A 21,712-nucleotide genomic window follows, 5' to 3' on the forward strand; every position below is an offset into this window, starting at 1 on the left:
GCCTTCCGCGCCGCAATTTCGTCAGCCACAGGGGCTGCTGCGATCAGCTGGCCTGCGTCATCGCATAGGCTGACCACATCTTGGCCACTGTGGAGCGTGGACCAGAAACCTGTCCAAAGGTCGCCTGCGCTTCGGCAATCTTGCCCTGCTGGACCTGGGCAATACCCATGCGAGTCAATGCGGTGTTGGCATCGATGCCGCCCTTGGTAACCGCCATGGCATACATTTCTTCCGCACCGGCAAAGTCATCCAGCGAATAGAGCACGTCGCCGGCAATCAGGGCAGCTTCACCGCCAGCTTCTGAGCGGGCATCGGCTACCAGTTCAGGCGCTTCGTTGGCATCATCAGCCATGCGCGCTTCGACGATGCTCTTCACTTCGGTGTAATAGGTGTCGCCGGCGGCTTCGAATTCACCGGCGGCAAGGCCGGCTGCCAGCACATCGACAACTTCGTTGGACATGATGCGCGGATCGGCCGCTTCGATATAGCGGATGAATTCGCTGCGTTCGGTCAGGCTGCCGGTCAGGCGCATCAGGCGGAACAGGTCGAGCTGTGCCTGATCATCCAGTTCGTGCAGGGCATTGATCACCTGCAGCGCGTTCATCCAGTTGCGCGGAGAGGTGTGGTTGGTGACCAGCAGTACCGAAATATCGGTCGACTGATCCAGCAGGTCCTCGCCATAAGCGGTCTGCAGGCCGCGCAGCAGCCACTGTTCCGGAACCGTGCCGCCACTGGCCAGCACGCGTTCGGCCTGGCCCAGCATGTAGGCTACGCCGCCGGTGACATCGTCCTGCTCGTAATAGGTTTCTGCCAGCAGGGCCACGGGATCGCTTTCGGTCCAGCCATTGGCGACCGCAGATTCAAGCGCCGTACGGGCATCGTTGTAATCTTCCATCTGGAAGGCAAGGTTGCCGACAAACCAGTAATACTGGCCGACATTGGCGGGGTCCACCATGCCGCTTTCCAGCTGCAGTTCCAGGCCCTGGCGCTGCAACGCAGGCGTATTGGTCTTGTTGCCTGCGCTGAGGATCAGATTGCCTGCGGCAAACTTCTCATCGGCATTCATTGCCAGTGCCACGATCCCCGGGAGCTGGCCCGTGACCGATGCTGCATCGCCGCCTTCGGCATTCACCACATCGGCAACCGGCTGATAGGCGTCGACGAATTCATCGGAATAATCCTGAGCGTAGGCCGCAGGGGCAATGCCCGCATTGGTCACAAGCGCTCCGCCTGCCAGGGCGATGGTCATGGCGAAGGCGGAAGCAAAGCTCTTCACCGTCTTGCGGTGAGCAGGGCGGGACATGCGAAACATCAATATTCTCTCCTGAAAGGTTTCGGGCCTGAAAGGTAACGGGAATGCCTGTGTGGGCCCCTGTCCAGTTTCGGCTCGCGCTAGTGCATCGGAAATCGCGAGATTGCAAATCCGTGTTACGGTTTGCGGGCTGAATGGCTATTTAACGCTCCACCGGGGTATTGGTTCATCTTCGCTGCGGCAAGTGTGGATAAAGGCCCGCCAGATGGCTCCTTGCAGGCGGTTTGGGTGGCTTCCCCTGCCCCCTTCCCCTAAGGTTGGGCACGTCACCAATAGGCAATAACAATAGCAGGCGACAATCGCAGGTGAGCGACGATACCGAAACCATGATCCAGCCCAGTTTTCCGGGCGAATATGAACGCATCGACATCGTCGATGAGATGAAGACCAGCTATCTCGATTACGCGATGAGCGTGATCGTTTCGCGGGCCTTGCCAGACGTGCGTGACGGCCTGAAGCCTGTTCACCGCCGCATTCTCTATGCCTGTCAGGAAGGCGGCTTCCTGTTCAACCGGCCCTATCGCAAATCGGCCAAGATCGTCGGTGACGTGATGGGTAACTACCATCCGCACGGTGACAGCGCGATTTACGATGCGCTGGCCCGCATGACGCAGCCGTGGTCGCTGCGCGTGCCGCTGCTCGATGGTCAGGGCAACTTCGGCAGCATGGACCCCGATCCGCCTGCCTCCATGCGCTATACCGAAGCGCGCCTGGCCAAGGTAGCCGGAACGCTGCTGGAGGATCTGGACAAGGACACGGTCGATTTCGTCGACAATTACGACGGTTCCCGGTCCGAACCCAATGTCCTGCCTGCGCGCTTCCCCAACCTGCTGGTCAATGGCGCGGGCGGTATTGCCGTGGGCATGGCCACCAACATCCCGCCGCATAATCTGGGCGAAGTGATCGACGGCTGCCTTGCCTATATGGACGATCCGGGCATCACGTCCGAACAATTGTTCGAGATTATTCCCGGCCCCGATTTCCCCACCGGCCCGCTGATCCTGGGCACGGCGGGCGCGAAATCCGCCTATACCACCGGGCGCGGCTCCATCCTGATGCGCTGCCGCCATGAGATTGAGACGCGCAGCGGTGACCGTGAGACGATCGTGCTCACCTCCATCCCCTTCCAGGTGGGCAAGTCCGGCCTGGTCGAAAAGATTGCCGATGCCGCCAAGGAAAAGCGCATCGAAGGCATAACGGACATTCGCGACGAGAGTTCGCGCGAAGGTGTGCGCGTGGTGGTGGAACTGAAGCGTGACGCCACTGCCGAAGTGGTGCTCAACCAGATCTGGCGACACACGCCCGCGCAATCCTCCTTCCCCGCCAACATGCTGGCGATCCGTGGCGGTCGGCCGGAAACGCTGGCGCTGCGCGATATCATTCAGGCCTTCATCCAGTTCCGTGAAGAGGTCATCACAAGGCGCACCAAGTTCGAACTGAACAAGGCGCGGGACCGGGCGCATATCCTGCTGGGTCTGGTGGTTGCCGTGTCCAACATGGACGAGGTGGTGAAGATCATCCGCTCCTCGCCCAACCCGGCCACGGCGCGCGCCAAGCTGATGGAGCGCGAATGGCCGATTGGCGAGATTGCGCAATATATCCGCCTGGTCGAAGCGATCGAACCCGATGCCGAGCAGGCCGGCGGTACATACCGCCTGTCCGAGCGGCAGGTGAAGGCCATTCTGGACCTGCGCCTGCATCGCCTGACCGCGCTTGGCCGCGATGAAATCGGCGGTGAGCTGGAAGAATTGTCCGTCGACATTGCCGAATATCTGGCGATCCTGGGTGACCGGGTGAAGCTGTATGAAGTGATGCGCGGTGAGCTGAAGGAAATCCGCGATCTCTATGCCACGCCGCGCGTGTCCGAAATCGCGCCTGCATGGGATGGTCTGGAAGACGAGGACCTGATCGAGCGCGACGAGATGGTCGTGACGGTCACGCTCGATGGCTATATCAAGCGCACCCCGCTCTCCACCTTCCGCGCACAGCATCGCGGCGGCAAGGGCCGCGCCGGGATGAGCACGAAGGACGAGGATGCGATTTCCTCCATGTTCGTCACCAGCACGCATAATCCGGTGCTGTTCTTCTCCACCGCGGGCAAGGTTTACCGCCTGAAGGTGTGGAAGCTGCCCGAAGGCGGGCCCAACACACGCGGTCGCCCGATCGTGAACCTGCTGCCCGCGCTGGATCAGGGGGAGACCATCGCCACCGTCCTGCCGTTGCCCGAAGATGAGGACAGCTGGGGCGCGCTCAGCGTGGTGTTCGCCACGGCCAAGGGCGGCGTGCGGCGCAATTCCATGGATGCCTTCGCCAACATCCCCTCCAACGGCAAGCTGGCCATGCGCTTTGAAGAAGGATCGGCGGACAAGCTGATCGGCGTGGCCTTGCTGGAGGAGAACGATCACGTGCTGCTGGCATCGCGCAGCGGCAAGGCGATCCGCTTTGCCGGCGATGAAGTGCGCGAATTCACCTCACGTACCTCCACCGGTGTGCGCGGAATGAATTTGAAGGGCGATGACGAGGTTATCTCGCTGTCGATCCTGCGCGGCGACCTGCCCGACGTGGAAGCGCGCGAGGATTATCTGCGCGTGGCCCCGTGGAAGGGTAATGAGGACGCTCCGCCGCTGACCGAAGACCAGCAGGCTATGGCGACAGAGGAGGAGTTCATCCTCACCATCTGCGCCAATGGCTATGGCAAGATGTCGTCCGCCTATGAATACCGGCAGACCGGGCGCGGCGGACAGGGCGTGGTCAACATTGACAATATCGCCCGCAACGGCCCGGTTGTCGCCAGCTTCACCGCCACAAGGCAGGACCAGCTGATGCTGGTGACCGATCAGGCCAAGCTGATCCGCATCGGCCTCGATTCACTGCGCATCCTTGGCCGCAACACCGCAGGCGTGCGCCTGTTCGATGTCGGCAAGAATGAGCATGTCGTATCCGCCGTGCGCATTGACGAGGAAGAGGCCCCCGAAACCGAGGTGGAAGAGGCGATCGTCGAAGCTCTGGTCGAAAAGCGCGGCGGCGATGACGTTACCGAGCCTTACACCACGCCCCAAAGCGATGATGACATGACGGGTGGGACGGGCGAGACGGGCGAGGATTGATCTTCCGGCGGTTGCCGGCGCTCCAGACCTGAGGCCTTGGCCCATTCGGACTGAAGACTGACGAGTCTTGCAGTCCGGACATGATTGTTGCACCCTCGCTTGCAGTTTCCTGTGGGAGGGGGATTGGCATGGCTTCTGGCGAACAGGTTCAGATCATGCAGCTATCGGTCGCCACCGATCTCAAGCCGGGCGATCTGGGGGCTGCGCTAAATGCAGGCTGGCGCGATTTTCTGGCGCACCCGAAATACGGGCTGTTCTTTGCCGCGATTTACGTGGCGACGGGCCTGTTCCTCTATTTTGCGCTGGTTGAGCGCGGAGAGATCCAGTGGCTGATCGGCGCCGTGGCGGGCTTCCCCCTGATCGCGCCATTTGCAGCTGCCGGTCTTTATGAGGTCAGCCGCAGACGCGAGGCAGGCCTGCCCCTCAGCTGGAAATCGGTTCTTGGCGCATTGCTGGGCCGCGGGGACGAGCAATTGCTGCTGATGGGCGGCCTTGTGTTCATCGCCTTCAGTTTCTGGCTGATGGTGGCGCACGGCATCTTCGCCATCTTCATGTCGGGATCGAACCTGGGGGCGGACTGGATTGACCTGATTTACACGCAGGATGGCTTGATGATGCTGTTGTTCGGCAGCGTCATCGGCGGGGCGATGGCGATGGTGTTTTACGCAGTCACGGTATTCAGCCTGCCCATGCTGGTTGACCGGGATGTCGACGTCATCACCGCAATCGTCGTGAGCATTGGCACGGTGCTGAAAAACGCCTTTACGCTGATGGTCTGGGCGGCGGTGGTGGCGGTGATGCTGTTACTGGCGATCCTGCCCTTCTTCCTTGGCCTGCTGGTGGTGCTGCCCGTCCTCGGCCATGCCACATGGCACCTCTATCGCCGTGCGGTAGCAAGGGCTGACTGAAAGGCGCGCGCCTACTTGACCACCCGCAGCTCAGGATCGCGCTTGCGCAATGTCTGGATAACGCCGGTGCAGATCAGGAACATGCCCAGATAATAGATCGGCCAGACCATGATGCGCGGGATATCGGAACCGGCCAGCGGCCCCATTTCGGCAAACAGCAGGAAGTCCGACGCCAGGAACAGCATGGCCCCTGCCCCCACGCGGTAACGCGGGAAATTGCTCGCCCATGCGCCCGATGCCATGCCGCCCAGCGCCAGCGCATACAGCCCCACTTCCCATGCCATATTGCGGTCTGCGGGCATGAACCAGGCAATGACCGGCGTCAGGATCAGCGTCAGGCCGACCACCCAGCTTTGCGGTCCACTCAGCTGATCGCGGCGGTTGCGCAGGAATACGCCCAGCGCCAGAATGTGGAACAGGAAGAACAGCCACCCGCCAATCGTGCGGTCCAGCTCTATCGCCATGTCGCCGAGTGCCGCCGCGCCCAAAGCCCAGGCCAGCAACCGCGCATCGGCGCTGGAATGGCGCACTGCGGCGTAAATCGCCAGCAGCGCCACTGCCGATCCCTTGATCAGCAGCAGGTAGAGTTCGGGCAGCGGCGTTGCGCGCAGGTAATAGAAAGCCAGTGCGGCCGCGACCGACAGCAGCAGGTATGGGCGTTGATCGATTAGGGCGCGTCTTGGCATGGCCATCTCTTGACCCGAACAGCGCGCCGCTGCAAGCGCTGCGGCATGACTTATGATGTGCATATTATCGGCGGCGGTCTGGCTGGCAGCGAAGCGGCTTGGCAGCTGGCGCGGCGCGGCGTGAAGGTTCGCCTGTCCGAAATGCGCGGTTCCGGCGCAACCACCCCTGCCCACCAGACAGACGGACTGGCCGAACTGGTCTGCTCCAATTCCTTCCGCAGCGATGATGACGAGAAGAACGCCGTGGGCCTGCTGCATCACGAGATGCGTCGCCTCGATTCGATCATCATGCGCGCAGGCGAAATTGCCCGCGTGCCCGCAGGCACGGCGATGGCGGTGGACCGCGACGTGTTCTCCGCCGAAGTGCAGAAGGAACTGGAGGCGCACCCGAATATCGAAATCGTGCGCGAGACGGTGGACCAGTTGCCCACCGAAGGCCTGACCATCGTCGCCACCGGCCCGCTGACCGCGCAATCGCTGGCGCAGAGCATCGTCAGCACCACCGGAGAAGACCGCCTGGCGTTCTTCGACGCCATTGCTCCCATCGTCCATTACGACAGCATCGACATGGATATCTGCTGGATGGCGAGCCGCTGGGACAAGGGTGACACCAAGGATTACATCAACTGCCCGATGACAGAGGAGCAGTACCTCGCCTTCCACCAGGGCCTGCTCGACGCCGAAAAGGGCGAGTTCAAGGAATGGGAGGCCGACACCCCCTATTTCGATGGCTGCATGCCGATCGAGGTGATGGCAGAGCGCGGTCTGGATACGCTGCGCTTCGGCCCGATGAAGCCAGTGGGGCTGGATAATCCGCACACGGCCACAGAGGAATTTCCGCAGGGCCGCTGGGCGCATGCAGTGGTGCAGCTGCGGCAGGACAACAAGCTGGGCACGCTGTGGAACATGGTCGGCTTTCAGACCAAGATGAAATATGGCGCGCAGGTGGAACTGCTGCGCACCATTCCCGGCCTGCAGAACGCCGAATTTGCGCGGCTTGGCGGGATGCATCGCAACACTTTCATCAATTCACCCATGCTGCTCGATCGTCAGCTGCGGCTGAAAGGCGCCGAACATATCCGCTTCGCCGGGCAGATTACCGGCTGCGAGGGTTATGTCGAAAGCTCTGCCGTGGGGCTGCTGGCGGGTATGATGACAGCCACCGAACTGGCGGGCGAGCGCTGGGAAGGTCCGCCGCGCACATCGGCCATGGGAGCGCTGCTGGCGCATATCACCGGCGATGCCGAAGCCAGCTCCTATCAGCCGATGAACATCAACTTCGGCCTGTTCCCGCCGCTGCACGATGTGAAGAAGAAGCAGCGCAAGGAAGCCTATACCGAGCGCGGCAAGGAAGATTTCGGCGTCTGGCTGGCGGGGCTGGAGGCTGTTCCAGCCTGATATATCAGCAGGAACATCCTGGCGTGGGGCGCGGCTTCGGCGCGCTGGTGGCAAATTCGGCCGGCGTCAGCTCGCCATTGCCATTGGCATCCATGCCATCGAACCGCTCTGCCGTGGTGATCGCCCATTCCTCGAACGTCAGCAGGTTGTTTCCGTCCGTATCCAGATCGCGAAAGGCATCGGTGCGGCTGGAGAGCATTTCATTGCGGGTGATCTTGCGGTCGCGGTTGCGATCATAGCGAAAGAAACGCCGCTCCTCGCGCGATAATTCGGTGCTTTCGGGCGGGGCCGGACCCTGAAGACCGGCAATGTCGGCTTGTGGCAACGCGCCGGGATCGACTTGCGGCCCAAGCGCGGCGGGATCGGGCGGCGGCGCGCCCCGCTCCACTTGCGCGCGGCCCTGCCACCAGAACAGCCCGGTCCCCAGCAGCACGAATGCCGCAAATGCTCCCAGGACGATCCTGTTCATGCCGATTGAGCCTCCATCATCAGACTTGGTTACAGGGGTTTAGCGCCCTGTCAGGCCAATCCGCAAGGCAAGCAGTGCAGCGCCCGGTCCATCGAGCACTTCCGTGCTGCCCCGATCGAGCGCGCGGCGGGACAATCCTCGCAACACCGCCAAAGGTCGCACCGCCCGGGGCAGTGCCTTTGCCTGCCACGGCCCGGCGAGCGCCAGCGTGCGCGCGGCCTGCGCCTCCTCCGCCGTGCCCAGATTGAGCGCCAGATCGGCCAGAGCCCACTCATGCGCCGCCTGCTGCACATGCTGCGCGCCGCCCCCGCCCGCGCTGACGGCACCAAGCGCCTGCCACGCCAGTGCGCGGCCTTGCGCAAATTCATGCATCGCGGACGCGGTGAGGTCATCGGCCAGAAGCCGCTCCCAGCCATTGACCAGCGGCAGCAGATCACCCGGAGCAGCGCTCCACTGTTGCAGGCGGGCCAGCAGGGGCTCGCCCTGCGGCCATGCGCGCGGGTCTTCACTCAGCCGGTCACGCCACCATGCCAGCTTCATCTGCGCGATGATGATTTCGCTGCGCTGGCGCATGATATCGGCCAGGCGATTGTCCAGCAGGAACAGCGTAAGGCACGCGTCGCGCGCCCTTGCCGGGGCATAGGAAAGCGCCAGGCGCTGGGCGATTGGCAAGCTGTCTGCGGGGTGCGAAGTCATCTCCAGGTGCTTTCGCCACCCGGCGCCGGATTTGCAAGCGCCGGTGAATGTCACACGCTGGTCACACAGCTGACCTGGTCCATCAATCCGGCCGATCGGAACCGGATATGGCCGCAAATGCACCTGATCCGCCGGGCCTGCTGCCAGGCACGCAACAATCTATCGAGTTAAATCAACAATTTTCAATCATTGCCAGACATTAACCAACTGTCTTTATGAGGTAGTGACCATGCAATCCGTAGGGAATGTGACGCACTAGTCAATTTGCAGGTGAGGTCCCTCCCATGCCCGGTCCGATTCGAAAGATGCTCAACAACCTACGAGGTAATACCAGTGGCAATGCGACCATGCTGGTAGCACTCGGGATGCCGGTTCTGATCGGCGGCGCTGGTCTGGGTGTGGATCTGGCGCAGTGGTACATGTGGAAGCGTGAATTGCAGTATGCCGTCGATCAGGCGGCTGTGGCCGGTGCGTGGGCCCGCGCCGATTCCGCCACGGAAAGCAGCTATGTCACGCGCGCACAGCAGGAATTCAACGCGAACCTGTCCGTGATCGAGGATTTTACCGTATCGCCCACGATCGCTCTGGCCAACTGGGCCGGTGGCAGCAATAACTCGGTGGCGGTGAGTGCGACGGCCGGCAAGGCCCTGCCCTTCTCCAACTTCCTGACCGGGCGCCAGGCGACAATCTATGCCTATGCCCAGGCCAGTTTCAATGAAGGCACCACCTTCACCTCGTGCCTCATCGCTGTCGATGATGACGAAGACGGTGCCATCACTATCGGCGGTAACGCATCGCTTACAGCGGGTTGCGGAATGGCAGCCTTGTCCGATGATCCGAACGCAATCATCGCCAACGGCAACCCCACGGTTCAGGCTGGCTGGATTCTGGCACGCGGCGGTATTGATGACTGGTTCGATACCAACACCGATGACGTCATCATGGAGAATATGGACGGCCTGTACGATCCGTTCGAACATCTCACCCCACCCAATCCGACCGAAAGCCAGGTCGCCCGCACCTATAGCTGCAGCTCCACCGCAGGCAGCACCATTGCCGATGTGCGCGAGGCTACAACGGTCAACTATGACTATTTCAAGGGGTCGAACAAGAGCAACGCTACGCCATACATCTATGGCAGTCCCAAGCCGGATACGACCTCTTCGGACTTTACCTATGGTCAGGCCGTCAGCAGCAGTACGCAGGCCGGCAGCGTCACTTCCACCTCGGCGGCGTGGACGCAGGTTTCCGGCAGTGGCAGCAACAAGATCTGGGAACGGCGCACCACCACCATCACCAGGACATACAGCAATGTGACGACGAGCGGGGGCACGCTGGCGGGCAGTCTCTCGCCTGGAACCTACACCAATATCCACGTAGGCTGCCGAACGACCTTCGCCACTGGCGTGTACATCATCGATGGTGGCGGTATCGACATTACCGGCCAGTATGAAGTGACCGGATCGAACGTCATGTTCGTGCTCAAGAACGGTGCCTACATCAAGATTCGCGGTGGTGCCGACGTCAACCTCACGGCCATTCAGGCGTCCGATCTGATTGCCCGCGGCGTTGCTGCCGAGGATGCCAACAAGCTGGCCGGCATGCTGGTGTTCGAGGACCGGCAATCTGGCGGCAGCAGCCGCAATGACATCAACGGCAATTCCAACACTGTCCTGAACGGGACAATCTATTTCCCGGTCAGCAATGTGACGTTTTCGGGCACCGCATCGGTGACCAGCCAGTGCCTGATGATTGCCGCCAACACCATCACGCTGACGGGCACGACCGACATGTCCACCTTCTGCCCGTCGGGTTCTTCAGAAGACACCACCGTCGCCAATATCGCGGCGAAGGTCAGGCTGGTCGCGTGATCGCCCTGCGCAAACTGCTGTTTCGCCTGCTCGGGCATGAACGGGGCTCGATCGCGATCGAGACAGCCTTTGTCGTGCCTGTGCTGCTGCTGTTGACGCTGGGCGGGTTCGAGGTGAGCAGGCTGGTTGCGCGGCAGACCGAATTGCAGGGTGCGGCAGCCGAGGCGGCGGCCGTAGTGCGCGCCAAAATCCCCGAAACCGCAGCGGACCGCGAAACCCTGCGGGACATCATCAAGGCCTCCACCGGCCTGTCTTCCTGGCAGGTCTGGGTCTATCCCGTTTACCGTTGCGGAACTGCGTCGGATTATGTGCTGGCGAATACGGATTGCAGCGGCACCGGAACCGTTACCGAATACGTGCGGGTGCTGATGTTCGATACCTATACGCCGGTGTGGACATCGTTCGGCATATCCGAACCGGTCTATTTCAGCGTTCGCCGTTCAATCCAGGTCGGCTAGACCGGGAAGCAGGACCAGATAATGATAAGTTTCAACGCCATGATCAAACGCCTCAGGAGCCTGCCCGCCGATAGCCAGGGCTCCATGGCGGTTGAATTTGCCCTGGTGGGACCGGTGCTGCTGGTGCTGATGTTCGGCGTGCTGCAAATCGGCATGGCGTTGCAGAACTACAATGCAGTCCGCAATGTCTCGGCCGATGTCGCGCGCTATGCGATGGTGCAGCACCAGACCGGCAATAATCTGTCCAATTCGCAGATCCAGACCTATGCCCTGAACCACGCGCAGGGCGCGCCCTATATGCTGGAAGCGAGCAGGGTCAACGCCTACATCACCACCGCATCCACCCAGCGCGTTTCCGGCGCCCGGGAACTGCAGATCGTGATCACCTATGAAGTGAACAGCCTGCTGGACGGGTTCGGGTTGAACGGACCTTTCGTGAGCTATACGCGCCCGATTTTCCTGCTGGAAACCACCACACCGTAACCATTGCAGAGGCGCAGAATTCCGCCATTCCTGGCCGAAAGTTGCGTTCAAATTAACCAAAGGCGTAAACGCTGCGCTTACGCGCCATCGCCTATGTACGCGGGCATGACCGGCCCCCTGCCCTCTTGCCTGCACGCCCTTTCTCGCGTGTTCACGCGCCTTGCGCGCGATCATTCGGGCAATGTCATCATCATCTTTGCCGCATCGCTTTTCCCGCTGCTGGCGCTGATCGGCAGCGGTATCGATATGGGCCGGGGCTATCTGGCACAGACCCGGTTGCAGCAAGCCTGCGATTCCGGCGTACTGGCGGCCAGAAAGCGCCTTGGCACGCTGGCATCGGTGAATTCGGAAGTTCCCGACGAGGTGGGTGATACCGGCCAGCGCTTCTTCAACATCAACTTCCCCGACGGTGCCTATGGCAGCGAGGACCGGGAATTCGAGATGGTGCTGGAGGACAACTTCGCCATCACCGGAACGGCATCGGCGATCATGCCCACCACGATCATGCAGGCCTTTGGCTTCAGCGAAGTGCCGATCTCGGTCTCGTGCCAGGCCCAGCTGAACATGTCCAACACCGACATCATGATGGTTCTGGACGTCACCGGGTCCATGACGCTGACCAATCCCGGCGATACGCAAACCAAGATCGAGGCGTTGCAGGACACCGTCACCGGCTTCTACAACCAGATGACCGCATCCACGACTGCGGGCACGCGGCTGCGGTTCGGATTTGTCCCCTATTCCACCAATGTGAATGTCGGCGGCCTGTTGCAGGACAACTGGCTGGTGGACGAATGGGCTTATCAATCGCGCGAGCCAGTGGCCAATCTGACTGTTTCGGGCACCACCACCTATGAACGCAACTGGCGGCGGGTGAGCGGGTCCAAGAATGAAAACAACACGGTCAGCACCTATCGGGCCAACTGGAGCGGCGGTGCCTACAGATGCGAGCGGACGCTCCCGCAAGACGACGTGACCGAGACCGATGTTCGTGTGTCGAGCGCCACCTATCGCTTCACCGGCCCGCCTTCCGGCACGCAGACGGTAGAATCCCGGCGACGCAGCCAGGATGGATATTCCTTCTCGCAGACGATCTCCGGATCGACCTGCATTGTGGAGCGCACCGACTATAATTCCTATGTCGAGAACTACGAGCTGGTCACCGAGCCGAGCAGAAACCCGGCGCTGTTCTGGCGCTACAAGCAGCTGACGATGGATGTTTCTGGCTGGCGCACCGATCCGGCGGCCAACACCTGCATCGAGGAGCGCTCGACCTATGAAATCAGCGATTATGACAATGTCGACCTGACGCGGGCGCTGGATCTCAACATCGATCTGGTCCCAACGGACGATGACGACACCAAGTGGCGCCCGATGTACCCGGCCAGCATTTTTGCGCGGGAAATGAAATGGGATGGCACCGGTTCATTCCGCACCCAGCAGCGCGTTACGCAGGACGACTACGTCCGGCCATCGAGCATGAATGCCGCGCGCTGCCCGCCCGCTGCCCGCAGGCTGGCGGAAATGACCTCCACCGATCTTTCGAACTATCTTGCCACGCTTACTGCGGGCGGCAACACCTATCACGATATCGGCATGATCTGGGGCGGGCGGCTGCTCTCCCCCACGGGCCTGTTCGCGGCGGACAATGCCGACGTCAGCTCCGCCACGCCCACCACCCGGCACCTGATCTTCCTGACCGATGGCGAAACTGCGCCCAATGATATCAGCTATGGCAGCTACGGGCTGGAGCCGATTGACCGCCGGCGCTGGAGCCCGGCCTCGCCGATGACTCTGACACAGACGGTTGAAAGCCGTTTCGCCTTCGCCTGCGAAGAGGTAAAGAAGCGCAACATCCAGGTGTGGGTCATCAGCTTCGGCACGCAGGCCAATTCCATCATGGAGACCTGTTCCGGGCCAGAGCGCTATTTCGTGGCGGACGATGCGGCTCAGCTGGAACAGACATTCAGCGATATCGCGCGCCAGATGGGCCAGCTGCGGGTGGCGCGCTGATGGCTGTTTTCCGGCATATTCGTGCGCTGCGCAAGGATGATTGCGGGGCTGCGCTGGTTGAGTTTGCGCTGGTGGCGCCAGTGTTGATCCTGGCGCTGCTGGGCATGTTCGACATGTCGTACAACATCTATGCCGCCTCCATGCTGGAAGGGGCCATCCAGAAGGCGGCTCGCGATTCATCGATCGAAGGCGGCCCGGCGACCTCTGCCACCATAGACGCCAGGGTCACGCGGTCCGTGCAGAACCTGGTGGGCAATGCGACATTTGAGTTCGAACGCGATGCCTACACCAATTTCGCCGATATCTCGCGCCCGGAAGACTTCACCGATCTCAACGATGATGGCGTGTGCAATGCGGGCGAGCCGTTCGAAGATGTGAACGGCAACAACAGCTGGGATTCCGACCGGGGAACCGCTGGCGGTGGCGGCGCGCGCGATGCGGTGCTGTACACCGTATCTGTCACCTATGACCGCAAGTTCCCGCTGCACATGATGATCGGCTTGCCGCCAACGGTGACGACCGTGGCGCGCACCGTGCTGCGCAACCAGCCCTATGCAACCCAGGATTTGACGGTCACCGTGGGGAATTGCACATGACCCGGCATTTCACCGCGCGACTGAAGCGCCTGCTGCGCGAAAGCAGCGGTCTGGCCGCTACCGAATTTGCGCTGACATTCCCCATCCTGCTCAGCCTCGGGCTTACCGGCATGGAGCTGAGCAATCGGGCGATCGTGCAGATGCAGATCAACCAGCTGGCCGTGCATATCGCCGACAATGCCTCGCGAATTGGCGACGAATCCACGCTGGAGGATCGGCGCATCTACGAAGGCGATATCCAGGATCTGTTCTACGGCGCGGAAACGCAGGGCGGCAGCAATCTGGACCTTTACGGCAATGGACGCGTGATCCTCAGCAGCCTGGAAGTCGTGCCGGGCACTGATGACGATCAATATATTCACTGGCAGCGCTGCATGGGCGAACTCGGTTATGAATCGACCTACGGCCTTGAGGGCGATGGACTGGGCAGCAATTTCCCCGGAATGGGACCGCCGGGAGAAGAGGTGATCGCCTTTGCCTCCGAAGCGGTGATGTTTGTCGAGCTCGCCTATGAGTATGAGCCGCTGATCGGTGATCCCTTTGGCATGGAAACGACCATCCGCGCCCGGGCCAGCTTTACCGTTCGCGACAGCCGCGACCTGACGCGCATTTACCAGCGCGACCCGTCAAGCCCGGACGCTGTTGCCGATTGCGCGGTCTATGGGGGCACAAGGCTTGAAGGTGGCGCAGATACCGGTGGCACCACCAGCGGAGGAAGCACATCCACTTCGGGCGGCAGTTCATCAACCAGTACCGGTGGCGGGCCGTGGTCATCGACCGGCGGTGGATCAACCACCAGCACCAGCGGAGGGCCTTGGTCATCGACCGGCGGATCGACTACTTCAGGCGGCCCGGGCCGACCTCCACGCGGCGGCGGCTCTGGCAGGCCACCGCGCGGCGGTGGAAAACCCTAGCCCCGCCTGGCCGACCCCGCCTGGCCCCGCCAAACAGCAGCCCTGATCAGCGGTAACAGACCTTCTTCGCCGCCTCGACGATGCGCGCGGCATCGATCAGCGCCAGCTTTTCCAGATTGGCGGCATAAGGCAGCGGAACGTCTTCATTGCACACGCGCATCACCGGCGCATCGAGCAAATCGAAGCCCTCGTTCATGCACACGGCAATCACTTCGGATGCGATTGAGCAGACCGGCCAGCCTTCCTCGGCCACAATCAGGCGATTGGTCTTGGCCAGGCTTTCCAGGATCGTTGCGGTATCGAGCGGTCGCAATGTGCGCAGGTCGATCACTTCGGCCTCAATGCCCTGCCCTGCAAGCTCCTCGGCTGCTTCCAGCGCGAACTTGATGCCGATCGAATAGGATACGATCGTCACGTCCGAGCCTTCGCGCATGATCCGCGCCTTGCCGATTGGCAGCACGTGGTCATCCAGCTGGGCCACTTCGAAGCTGTTGCCGTAAACCAGTTCGTTCTCAAGGAAGACAACCGGATCGTCGCAGCGAATGGCGGCTTTCATCAGGCCCTTGGCGTCAGATGCGTCATAGGGCGCGATCACGATCAGGCCGGGGACACTGGCGTACCACGGGGCATAGTTCTGGCTGTGCTGCGCGCCCACGCGGCTGGCAGCGCCATTGGGGCCACGGAACACGATCGGGCAGCGCATCTGGCCGCCGGACATGTAATTGGTCTTGGCGGCGGAATTGATGATGTGGTCAATCGCCTGCATGGCGAAGTTGAAGGTCATGAATTCCACGATCGGACGAAGGCCGCCCATCGCCGCGCCCGTGCCGATACCGGCAAAGCCATATTCGGTGATCGGCGTATCGATCACGCGCTTGGGGCCGAACTCTTCCAGCAGGCCCTGGGTGACCTTGTAGGCACCCTGGTACTCGGCCACTTCCTCACCCATCACGAACACGCGCTCATCCAGGCGCATTTCCTCGGCCATGGCATCGCGCAGCGCTTCGCGTACGGTCAGCTTGGCCATGTTGGTGCCGGCAGGGATTTCCGGATCAGCTGGCCGCTCGGCCGCGGCGGGCTTGGCCGCTGCAGCGGCAGGTTCTGCGGCTGGAGCCGGTGCGGGCGCAGCCTCGGCAGCCGGAGCAGACGCGGCAGACACGTCCTCACCATCGATGGCGAGGATTGCGATCACCGTGCCGACTTTCACATTCTCGGCGCCTTCCTCGATCAGGATCTTGCCGACCACGCCTTCATCGATGCTTTCGAATTCCATCGTGGCCTTGTCGGTTTCGATCTCGGCCAGCACGTCACCGGCGGAAACCGTGTCGCCTTCCTTGACCAGCCATTTGGCCAGCGTGCCTTCCTCCATCGTGGGGGAAAGCGCGGGCATTTTCAGTTCGACGGCCATCAGTAATTCCCCACCAGAATATCGGTGTAGAGCTCTGAAGGCTCCGGCTCGGGTGATTTCTCGGCAAAGTCGGCAGCGTCTGCCACCTTTGCGCGGATTGCCTTGTCGATGTCTTTCAACTTGTCCTCGTCCACGCCCAGCTTGAGCAATTCGGCCTTGGCCATTTCGATGGGATCGCTCTTCTCGCGCACGCCCTGCACTTCCTCACGGCTGCGATATTTGGCCGGGTCGGACATGGAGTGGCCGCGATAGCGATAAGTGTTGAGTTCCATCAGCACCGGACCGTTGCCGCCGCGCACATGCTCGACCGCAACCTTGGCGGCCTGGTGCACTTCCAGCACGTCCATGCCGTTCACTTCCATGCCGGGAATGCGGAAGGCTGTGCCGCGCCGATAGAATTCGGTTTCGGCGGAGCTGCGCGAGACCGAGGTGCCCATCGCATACTGATTGTTCTCGACCACGAAAATGATCGGCAGGTTCCACAGGCTGGCCATGTTGAACGTCTCATAGACCTGGCCCTGATTGGCGGCGCCATCGCCGAAATAGGAAACGCACAGGCCGCCATCGCCGCGATATTGATGCGCGAAAGCCAGACCTGCGCCCAGTGGCACTTGCGCGCCGACAATGCCGTGGCCGCCGTAAAACGCGCGCTCGGTGCTGAACATGTGCATGGAGCCGCCCTTGCCGCGGCTGATGCCCGCCTCGCGCCCGGTCAGCTCTGCCATGATGACCCGGGGGTCAATGCCGTAAGCGAGCATGTGGCCGTGATCGCGGTAGCCGGTGATGACGCTGTCCTTGCCCTCTTCCAGCGCGCTTTGCAGGCCCACGGCCACTGCTTCCTGGCCGATGTAGAGGTGGCAGAAACCGCCGATCAGGCCCAGACCGTAGAGCTGCCCGGCCTTTTCCTCGAACCGGCGAATCAACAGCATCTTTTCATAGAAGGTCAGCAGCGTCTGCTCATCGGCGTGGAAGCGTTTGTCCTGCTCGAAACTGTCCTGCAGGCTGCGCAGTTCGAAACTGTCGCCGCCGGCAGCCGGTGAATTCGCCGGTGCTTTCGTCGCTGATTTGCCGGGTGTGGCCCGCTTGGGGGCAGAAGTCTTGGCGCCCGCCGATTTGGAGCCTGAGGATGCGGAAGAGGAGGATCTTGCCAAAATATCTGTCCCTTTGTGCACCGCTGCATTGATATGGCGACGCTTTCGGGCCAGCCTATAGGCCGAAGTTTCACGCGCTGGCAACGCCTCGATAGCGCCATTAACCGTTTTGGTGAAAAAACCTTTTGGGCCGTGCCGTCAAGGTTGCGTGTCGAGGTCGATCACATACTCGTCGCGGTGGGCCACGTTGAGATTATCGCGGACCAGTTCGCTCGAAAAATCAGGGTCGACATTGTCGGGATCGAGCAGTTCCACATGATTGACCAGCACCGCGCGTTCCGCCTGCAGGCTGGCGATCTGCTGTTCGCGATCGTCGAGCAGCGAAACCTGCTCCCCCCAGGACAGCAAACCGTACGGTCCTGCGAGCGCAAGCAGGCCGATTATCAGCAGCCATGCCAGGGCAAACAGCTGGGTCAGTTTGTCGCGCTTGGTGACGGGTGCGTTCATATGGTGACAGAATCATACTTGCCCCGCCGATTCAAGCACTTTTGGATGGGTGCACTGAAATTGCCGCAAGGTGAATCTTGTTCCGGAGGGGCATACTGGTTACATATGCAACCATGAATGATCTATCCGACAATCCACTGGAACTCGACGGTTTCGAATTCCTTGAATTCTGCGCCCCTGAAAAGGGTGTGCTGGAAGAGGCCTTTGGCCGCATGGGCTTCACCCTCGTCGCCCGCCATCGCAGCAAGGATGTGCAGCTGTGGCGCCAGCGCCAGATCAACTTCATCGCCAATTACGAACCGCACAGCCCCGCCGCCTATTTCGCCGCCGAGCACGGGCCTTCCGCCTGCGGCATGGGCTTCCGAGTCCGCAACGCCACCAGAGCCTATACGATGGCGCTGGAACGCGGGGCGGAACCCGTCGAAGTGCCAACCGGCCCGATGGAGCTGCGCCTTCCCGCCGTGCGCGGTATTGGCGGATCGCTGATCTATCTGATCGACAGATATGGCGAGAAGCTGAGCATCTATGACATTGATTTCATCTATGAAGATGATGTGGAACGCTTCCCCGTGGGCGCGGGTTTCGAGCGCATCGATCACCTGACCCACAACCTCTACAACGGCCGCATTGCCCATTGGGAGAGCTTCTACAGCCGCATTTTCGGCTTTCGCGAATTCCGCCAGTTCGATGTGACCGGGGAATATTCCGGCCTCAGCACGAAGGTGATGATGGCGCCCGACGGCCAGATCCGCATTCCGCTCAACGAAGAAGGCGGGGCCGATGGAAAGGGCCAGATCGCCGAGTACCTGCGCGCCTATAATGGCGAGGGAATCCAGCATATCGCGCTCGCCAGCCAGGACCTCTACGCCTCACTGGATGCGCTGGCCCGCAACGACTTGCGCTTCGCCCCGCCCCCGCCCGATGCCTATTACGATCAGCTGGAGGAGCGCCTGCCCGGCCACGGTGAGCCGCTGGAGGAACTGCGCAAGCGCGCAATCCTGATCGACGGCACCACCCAGACCGGGGACGCGCAGATTGGCACACCGCGCCTGCTGATGCAGATCTTCAGCCAGCTGGCCATCGGACCGGTGTTCTTCGAATTCATCCAGCGCAAGGGTGACGAGGGGTTTGGCGAAGGCAATATCTCCGCCCTGTTCCGATCGATGGAAGAAGACCAGCGGCGCCGGCAACTGGCAGGCGGCTGACGGCAGGCACGGCGGCAAACGAATGTAAACCGGGAAAACTTGCATTCAGCCCATGGCAAGCCTCTTGCGCGCAGGCCCGCACATCGCCACTGTTGCTGGCTTGAGAGGGAGTTTCTTACGCCATGATTGCGCATCGCGCTGCCATACTGCTTGCCGGGGCCGCCACGCTGACGGTTTTCGCCATTCCTGCCACCGCGCAGGTTAATGAGACAATTGTGCTGAACATCATGCGCGAATGTGCGCGTATCGATGATCCCACGGCGCGGCTGGCCTGTTATGACAACAACATCCGTTCGGCCGGAGGCAATCCGCGCAACACCGTTCCGGGTGAAGTGGTTGTCCAGGGCGGAGCCGGAGCTCCACTGACCGGTGGCGGCGTCGCCGGTTTTGGCCGCGAGGACGTGCGCACGCCTGATCGTTTCCAGACACCGGCTGGCAGTGTCGATGCCATCACCGCAACCGTTACCGACGTTTCGCAGCGTGAGCCGGGTATCTACCTGCTGACGCTGGAAGACGGCGCGCAGTGGATTTTCTCCGACAGTGTCGACCGGTCCTATGGTCCGCCGCGCCGTGGATCAGAAATCACCATCCAGCGTGCCGCGATGGACAGTTTCCTGATGCGGTACAACGGCCAACGTTCGGTGCGCATCCGCCGCCTGCGCTGAACGGACTGCGCTGAACGGACTGCGCTGAACGGACTGCGCTGAACGGCCAGCACGGCCAGTTCAGCAGGTCGGTGCCCGTCAGGTCTGGCCCAGTTCCTCAAATGCCCGCTCCCGTTCGAGCTGGACCACGGCATTGCGCCTGATCTTGTCGAATGTGGCCAGGAATGCGTTGCGTTCGGACTGGGACAGGGGCGCCAGCAGAAAGGCGCTGCGCTGACGGCTGGTGTCCTGAATGACCTCGTATATCTTCTGCCCTTCGGCACTGGGGGTGAAGTATCCGTGGCGGCGTCCGGGCTTGCCTTCACGCTCCACCAGTCCGCGCTCCATCAGCGATTTAATCGTCCGCCCGGCCTGGCTGTGATCGCGATCGAGCCGGTCAACCAGAGTGTTCCAATCGATGTGAGGATTCATCCCTATCTCGTTGAGAACCCACGCTTCAAAGTTCGACAATCCGCTCAAGCGCTTGAAGGTGAGTGATCCGCTGCGGCTGAAATAGGAGCTGAGGGTCATCAGTGGCGAAATGATCCGCGAGCGGTCCAGCACGATCTTCTCGCCAGAGCTGCTTTCGCTTTCCACCGCCACGCCGGGACGCGGGAACTGGGTCGTTTCCAGCCCCTGGCTCAGCTTGCGCTCCTGCTCGTACAGCAGCACCGCCTGATCGAGCAGTTTTTCAATGACCGCGAAGAAGCGTGCCAGTTCTTCATCGCCGATATCAAAGGTGAGTTCGCGGTTGCGCAGATCGGCGAGCCGCAGCAGGCGTTCGCTGTGCCCCGCCCCCTTGCGCGTCAGCCGTAGTGGCGAGCGCAATTGCTCGCGCTCAACCATCTTGATTTCCAGCAGGCGCTTGACCGACCGGCTGACCTGCGCCTTGTCGACGCCCACCGCACTGGAAATTTCGGCGGGAACCAGCGGGCCGACATTGTGCAGCAGGAACAGTATCCGCCGATCCAGCTCAACCAGGTCCAGCTCACGCGCATAGGCCATTTCGGCGCTTTCACGCACTTTATACAGCAATTGCCAAAGATCGCTCTGGATCACCTTTGGCGATGCGCCGCGCGTCTCCACCCGTGCAATTTCAACGGGTTCAAGGCCGTTCAGGATGATGTTCAGCCGCGCGAAGAACTCCGGCGGCGCGTCCGCATTCATTTCTGCCTGACCGGCGGCGCGCACCTCGCTGGTGGCTGCTCCGATCGCATAGGCCTCAACGATACGAATGGCTTCGTGGGCCATGGGACCGATGGCCTGGACCACCTGTGCAAAGCCTGCCGGATCGGGATCAATATCGAGGCAGGGCAATCCGCCGGTTTTGAGAATCGACTGACGCACCGCAATCGCATGTGCGATCAGAGCATCTCGCCACGCAGGACGGGACATCTTTACGCCCATCGATCCAGCCCCCATCCCTTGGTGTTCATGTTGTCATTTGATGGACTGACCACCGACCGGCAGCGCAATCATCAACCGCTTTGCGGGACTATGTCCGTTTTGTGCGGGAGGACAACCCCGATCGCTCGGCAATCGGTGAAATTCTGCGGCAAAATCCATTTGGACCAAGTCAACTCAGCGTTGCGAACGGAAGTTGCGGTGGCGATGCATGATAGCAACACTTTGTTTCGCTGCGCCGCAATGCAATCTCCGTAACCCTAGGAAATCCAACATAAATGCCTCACGATGGTTTCACCGGCAACCGTTGATCGGGCGTTACAGAGAGTGGAAACGGCGGACCCGTAGGATTTTTCCCAAGTTTGCGGCACCTGCCGGACTGGACACTCTCAACAGCTACGAATATGTGCGGATTTGTGCGGAATTGGCCGATTCATAGGCTTATCCGCTGGGGGAGGAAACCAATGACAGCAGCGCTTGCCAGCGCCCGTCTATGTCCGGATTTTCCGGCAGCGCGTTTCTTTTCCTCGAGAATATCCGGT

General features: G+C 61.4%; 19 protein-coding genes. 11 read left to right on the plus strand and 8 right to left on the minus strand.

Annotation, left to right across the window (positions count from 1 at the left end; all coding sequences use genetic code 11):
• Nucleotides 1-43: 43 nt before the first annotated feature.
• On the minus strand, nucleotides 44-1,303 hold the full coding sequence (locus tag ABDZ98_RS10385; protein ID WP_343807349.1) for a YfgM family protein: 1,260 nt from the start codon (nucleotides 1,301-1,303) through the stop codon (nucleotides 44-46).
• A 335-nt stretch (nucleotides 1,304-1,638) separates the two neighbouring features.
• Between ABDZ98_RS10385 and gyrA the strand changes: the two genes are divergently transcribed.
• Complete coding sequence (gene gyrA / locus ABDZ98_RS10390; protein ID WP_343808933.1) at nucleotides 1,639-4,419, plus strand: DNA gyrase subunit A; 2,781 nt, start codon at nucleotides 1,639-1,641, stop codon at nucleotides 4,417-4,419.
• 128 nt (nucleotides 4,420-4,547) lie between these two features.
• Nucleotides 4,548-5,327 carry a DUF2189 domain-containing protein gene (locus tag ABDZ98_RS10395; protein WP_343807352.1) on the plus strand — a complete coding sequence of 260 codons (780 nt, stop codon included), beginning with the start codon at nucleotides 4,548-4,550 and terminating at the stop codon, nucleotides 5,325-5,327.
• A gap of 11 nt (nucleotides 5,328-5,338) precedes the next feature.
• Here ABDZ98_RS10395 and ABDZ98_RS10400 read toward each other — a convergent pair whose 3' ends face one another.
• The gene (locus ABDZ98_RS10400) at nucleotides 5,339-6,013 is read right to left on the minus strand and encodes a lysoplasmalogenase family protein (RefSeq protein WP_343807355.1); all 675 of its coding nucleotides are present in this window, start codon (nucleotides 6,011-6,013) and stop codon (nucleotides 5,339-5,341) included.
• Between the two features lie 45 nt (nucleotides 6,014-6,058).
• Here ABDZ98_RS10400 and trmFO point away from each other — a divergent pair, with 45 nt between their 5' ends.
• Nucleotides 6,059-7,411, plus strand: coding sequence for a methylenetetrahydrofolate--tRNA-(uracil(54)-C(5))-methyltransferase (FADH(2)-oxidizing) TrmFO (trmFO, locus tag ABDZ98_RS10405; RefSeq protein ID WP_343807357.1), 1,353 nt, complete (start codon nucleotides 6,059-6,061; stop codon nucleotides 7,409-7,411).
• A gap of 4 nt (nucleotides 7,412-7,415) precedes the next feature.
• Here trmFO and ABDZ98_RS10410 read toward each other — a convergent pair whose 3' ends face one another.
• Both ABDZ98_RS10410 and ABDZ98_RS10415 read right to left on the minus strand, forming a co-directional pair.
• Nucleotides 7,416-7,880, minus strand: coding sequence for an EF-hand domain-containing protein (locus tag ABDZ98_RS10410; protein ID WP_343807359.1), 465 nt, complete (start codon nucleotides 7,878-7,880; stop codon nucleotides 7,416-7,418).
• Nucleotides 7,881-7,919: 39 nt separating this feature from the next.
• A complete protein-coding gene (locus tag ABDZ98_RS10415; protein ID WP_343807363.1) occupies nucleotides 7,920-8,576 on the minus strand; it encodes a hypothetical protein in 657 nt (218 codons plus the stop codon).
• A gap of 347 nt (nucleotides 8,577-8,923) precedes the next feature.
• On the opposite strand from ABDZ98_RS10415, the gene ABDZ98_RS10420 reads away from it, so the two are divergent.
• From ABDZ98_RS10420 to ABDZ98_RS10445, 6 genes are all read left to right on the plus strand, one after another.
• Nucleotides 8,924-10,447: a Tad domain-containing protein gene (locus ABDZ98_RS10420; RefSeq protein WP_343807366.1), complete on the plus strand. Its 1,524-nt coding sequence runs from the start codon at nucleotides 8,924-8,926 to the stop codon at nucleotides 10,445-10,447.
• Nucleotides 10,444-10,905, plus strand: a complete 462-nt coding sequence (locus ABDZ98_RS10425) for a TadE/TadG family type IV pilus assembly protein (protein WP_343807369.1) — start codon at nucleotides 10,444-10,446, stop codon at nucleotides 10,903-10,905. Before ABDZ98_RS10420 ends, ABDZ98_RS10425 begins: the two co-directional genes overlap by 4 nt.
• Before the next feature lie 21 nt (nucleotides 10,906-10,926).
• The gene (locus ABDZ98_RS10430; RefSeq protein WP_343807372.1) at nucleotides 10,927-11,388 is read left to right on the plus strand and encodes a TadE/TadG family type IV pilus assembly protein; all 462 of its coding nucleotides are present in this window, start codon (nucleotides 10,927-10,929) and stop codon (nucleotides 11,386-11,388) included.
• 147 nt (nucleotides 11,389-11,535) lie between these two features.
• Complete coding sequence (locus ABDZ98_RS10435) at nucleotides 11,536-13,401, plus strand: pilus assembly protein TadG-related protein (protein WP_343807375.1); 1,866 nt, start codon at nucleotides 11,536-11,538, stop codon at nucleotides 13,399-13,401.
• On the plus strand, nucleotides 13,401-13,997 hold the full coding sequence (locus ABDZ98_RS10440) for a TadE/TadG family type IV pilus assembly protein (RefSeq protein ID WP_343807378.1): 597 nt from the start codon (nucleotides 13,401-13,403) through the stop codon (nucleotides 13,995-13,997). Before ABDZ98_RS10435 ends, ABDZ98_RS10440 begins: the two co-directional genes overlap by 1 nt.
• Complete coding sequence (locus tag ABDZ98_RS10445) at nucleotides 13,994-14,911, plus strand: TadE/TadG family type IV pilus assembly protein (RefSeq protein WP_343807381.1); 918 nt, start codon at nucleotides 13,994-13,996, stop codon at nucleotides 14,909-14,911. The genes ABDZ98_RS10440 and ABDZ98_RS10445 overlap by 4 nt, the downstream gene beginning before the upstream one ends.
• A gap of 46 nt (nucleotides 14,912-14,957) precedes the next feature.
• On the opposite strand, the gene ABDZ98_RS10450 is transcribed toward ABDZ98_RS10445, so the two are convergent.
• The 3 genes from ABDZ98_RS10450 to ABDZ98_RS10460 form a co-directional block, all read right to left on the minus strand.
• Nucleotides 14,958-16,319, minus strand: coding sequence for a pyruvate dehydrogenase complex E1 component subunit beta (locus ABDZ98_RS10450; RefSeq protein WP_343807384.1), 1,362 nt, complete (start codon nucleotides 16,317-16,319; stop codon nucleotides 14,958-14,960).
• The gene (pdhA, locus tag ABDZ98_RS10455; RefSeq protein ID WP_425543036.1) at nucleotides 16,319-17,470 is read right to left on the minus strand and encodes a pyruvate dehydrogenase (acetyl-transferring) E1 component subunit alpha; all 1,152 of its coding nucleotides are present in this window, start codon (nucleotides 17,468-17,470) and stop codon (nucleotides 16,319-16,321) included. Before pdhA ends, ABDZ98_RS10450 begins: the two co-directional genes overlap by 1 nt.
• A 138-nt stretch (nucleotides 17,471-17,608) precedes the next feature.
• Entirely contained in the window at nucleotides 17,609-17,917 is a 309-nt protein-coding gene (locus ABDZ98_RS10460) for an FtsB family cell division protein (protein ID WP_343807387.1), read from the minus strand.
• 113 nt (nucleotides 17,918-18,030) lie between these two features.
• Here ABDZ98_RS10460 and hppD point away from each other — a divergent pair, with 113 nt between their 5' ends.
• On the plus strand, nucleotides 18,031-19,122 hold the full coding sequence (gene hppD / locus ABDZ98_RS10465) for a 4-hydroxyphenylpyruvate dioxygenase (RefSeq protein WP_343807389.1): 1,092 nt from the start codon (nucleotides 18,031-18,033) through the stop codon (nucleotides 19,120-19,122).
• A 122-nt stretch (nucleotides 19,123-19,244) separates the two neighbouring features.
• On the plus strand, nucleotides 19,245-19,787 hold the full coding sequence (locus tag ABDZ98_RS10470) for a hypothetical protein (RefSeq protein ID WP_343807391.1): 543 nt from the start codon (nucleotides 19,245-19,247) through the stop codon (nucleotides 19,785-19,787).
• A 78-nt stretch (nucleotides 19,788-19,865) separates the two neighbouring features.
• On the opposite strand, the gene ABDZ98_RS10475 is transcribed toward ABDZ98_RS10470, so the two are convergent.
• A complete protein-coding gene (locus tag ABDZ98_RS10475; protein ID WP_343807394.1) occupies nucleotides 19,866-21,161 on the minus strand; it encodes a MarR family winged helix-turn-helix transcriptional regulator in 1,296 nt (431 codons plus the stop codon).
• Between the last annotated feature and the right edge of the window lie 551 nt (nucleotides 21,162-21,712).

It is taken from the genome of Alteraurantiacibacter aestuarii, assembly GCF_039523595.1.
GTDB lineage: Bacteria > Pseudomonadota > Alphaproteobacteria > Sphingomonadales > Sphingomonadaceae > Alteraurantiacibacter > Alteraurantiacibacter aestuarii.

What these genes read in the sequence shown, in the direction of transcription:
- ABDZ98_RS10385 (WP_343807349.1), bottom strand. Translation starts at nt 1,303, where the DNA reads ATGTCCCGCCCTGCTCACCGCAAGACGGTGAAGAGCTTTGCTTCCGCC.
- gyrA (WP_343808933.1), top strand. Translation starts at nt 1,639, where the DNA reads ATGATCCAGCCCAGTTTTCCGGGCGAATATGAACGCATCGACATCGTC.
- ABDZ98_RS10395 (WP_343807352.1), top strand. Translation starts at nt 4,548, where the DNA reads ATGGCTTCTGGCGAACAGGTTCAGATCATGCAGCTATCGGTCGCCACC.
- ABDZ98_RS10400 (WP_343807355.1), bottom strand. Translation starts at nt 6,013, where the DNA reads ATGCCAAGACGCGCCCTAATCGATCAACGCCCATACCTGCTGCTGTCG.
- trmFO (WP_343807357.1), top strand. Translation starts at nt 6,059, where the DNA reads ATGACTTATGATGTGCATATTATCGGCGGCGGTCTGGCTGGCAGCGAA.
- ABDZ98_RS10410 (WP_343807359.1), bottom strand. Translation starts at nt 7,880, where the DNA reads ATGAACAGGATCGTCCTGGGAGCATTTGCGGCATTCGTGCTGCTGGGG.
- ABDZ98_RS10415 (WP_343807363.1), bottom strand. Translation starts at nt 8,576, where the DNA reads ATGACTTCGCACCCCGCAGACAGCTTGCCAATCGCCCAGCGCCTGGCG.
- ABDZ98_RS10420 (WP_343807366.1), top strand. Translation starts at nt 8,924, where the DNA reads ATGCTGGTAGCACTCGGGATGCCGGTTCTGATCGGCGGCGCTGGTCTG.
- ABDZ98_RS10430 (WP_343807372.1), top strand. Translation starts at nt 10,927, where the DNA reads ATGATAAGTTTCAACGCCATGATCAAACGCCTCAGGAGCCTGCCCGCC.
- ABDZ98_RS10440 (WP_343807378.1), top strand. Translation starts at nt 13,401, where the DNA reads ATGGCTGTTTTCCGGCATATTCGTGCGCTGCGCAAGGATGATTGCGGG.
- ABDZ98_RS10445 (WP_343807381.1), top strand. Translation starts at nt 13,994, where the DNA reads ATGACCCGGCATTTCACCGCGCGACTGAAGCGCCTGCTGCGCGAAAGC.
- ABDZ98_RS10450 (WP_343807384.1), bottom strand. Translation starts at nt 16,319, where the DNA reads ATGGCCGTCGAACTGAAAATGCCCGCGCTTTCCCCCACGATGGAGGAA.
- ABDZ98_RS10460 (WP_343807387.1), bottom strand. Translation starts at nt 17,917, where the DNA reads ATGAACGCACCCGTCACCAAGCGCGACAAACTGACCCAGCTGTTTGCC.
- hppD (WP_343807389.1), top strand. Translation starts at nt 18,031, where the DNA reads ATGAATGATCTATCCGACAATCCACTGGAACTCGACGGTTTCGAATTC.
- ABDZ98_RS10470 (WP_343807391.1), top strand. Translation starts at nt 19,245, where the DNA reads ATGATTGCGCATCGCGCTGCCATACTGCTTGCCGGGGCCGCCACGCTG.
- ABDZ98_RS10475 (WP_343807394.1), bottom strand. Translation starts at nt 21,161, where the DNA reads ATGTCCCGTCCTGCGTGGCGAGATGCTCTGATCGCACATGCGATTGCG.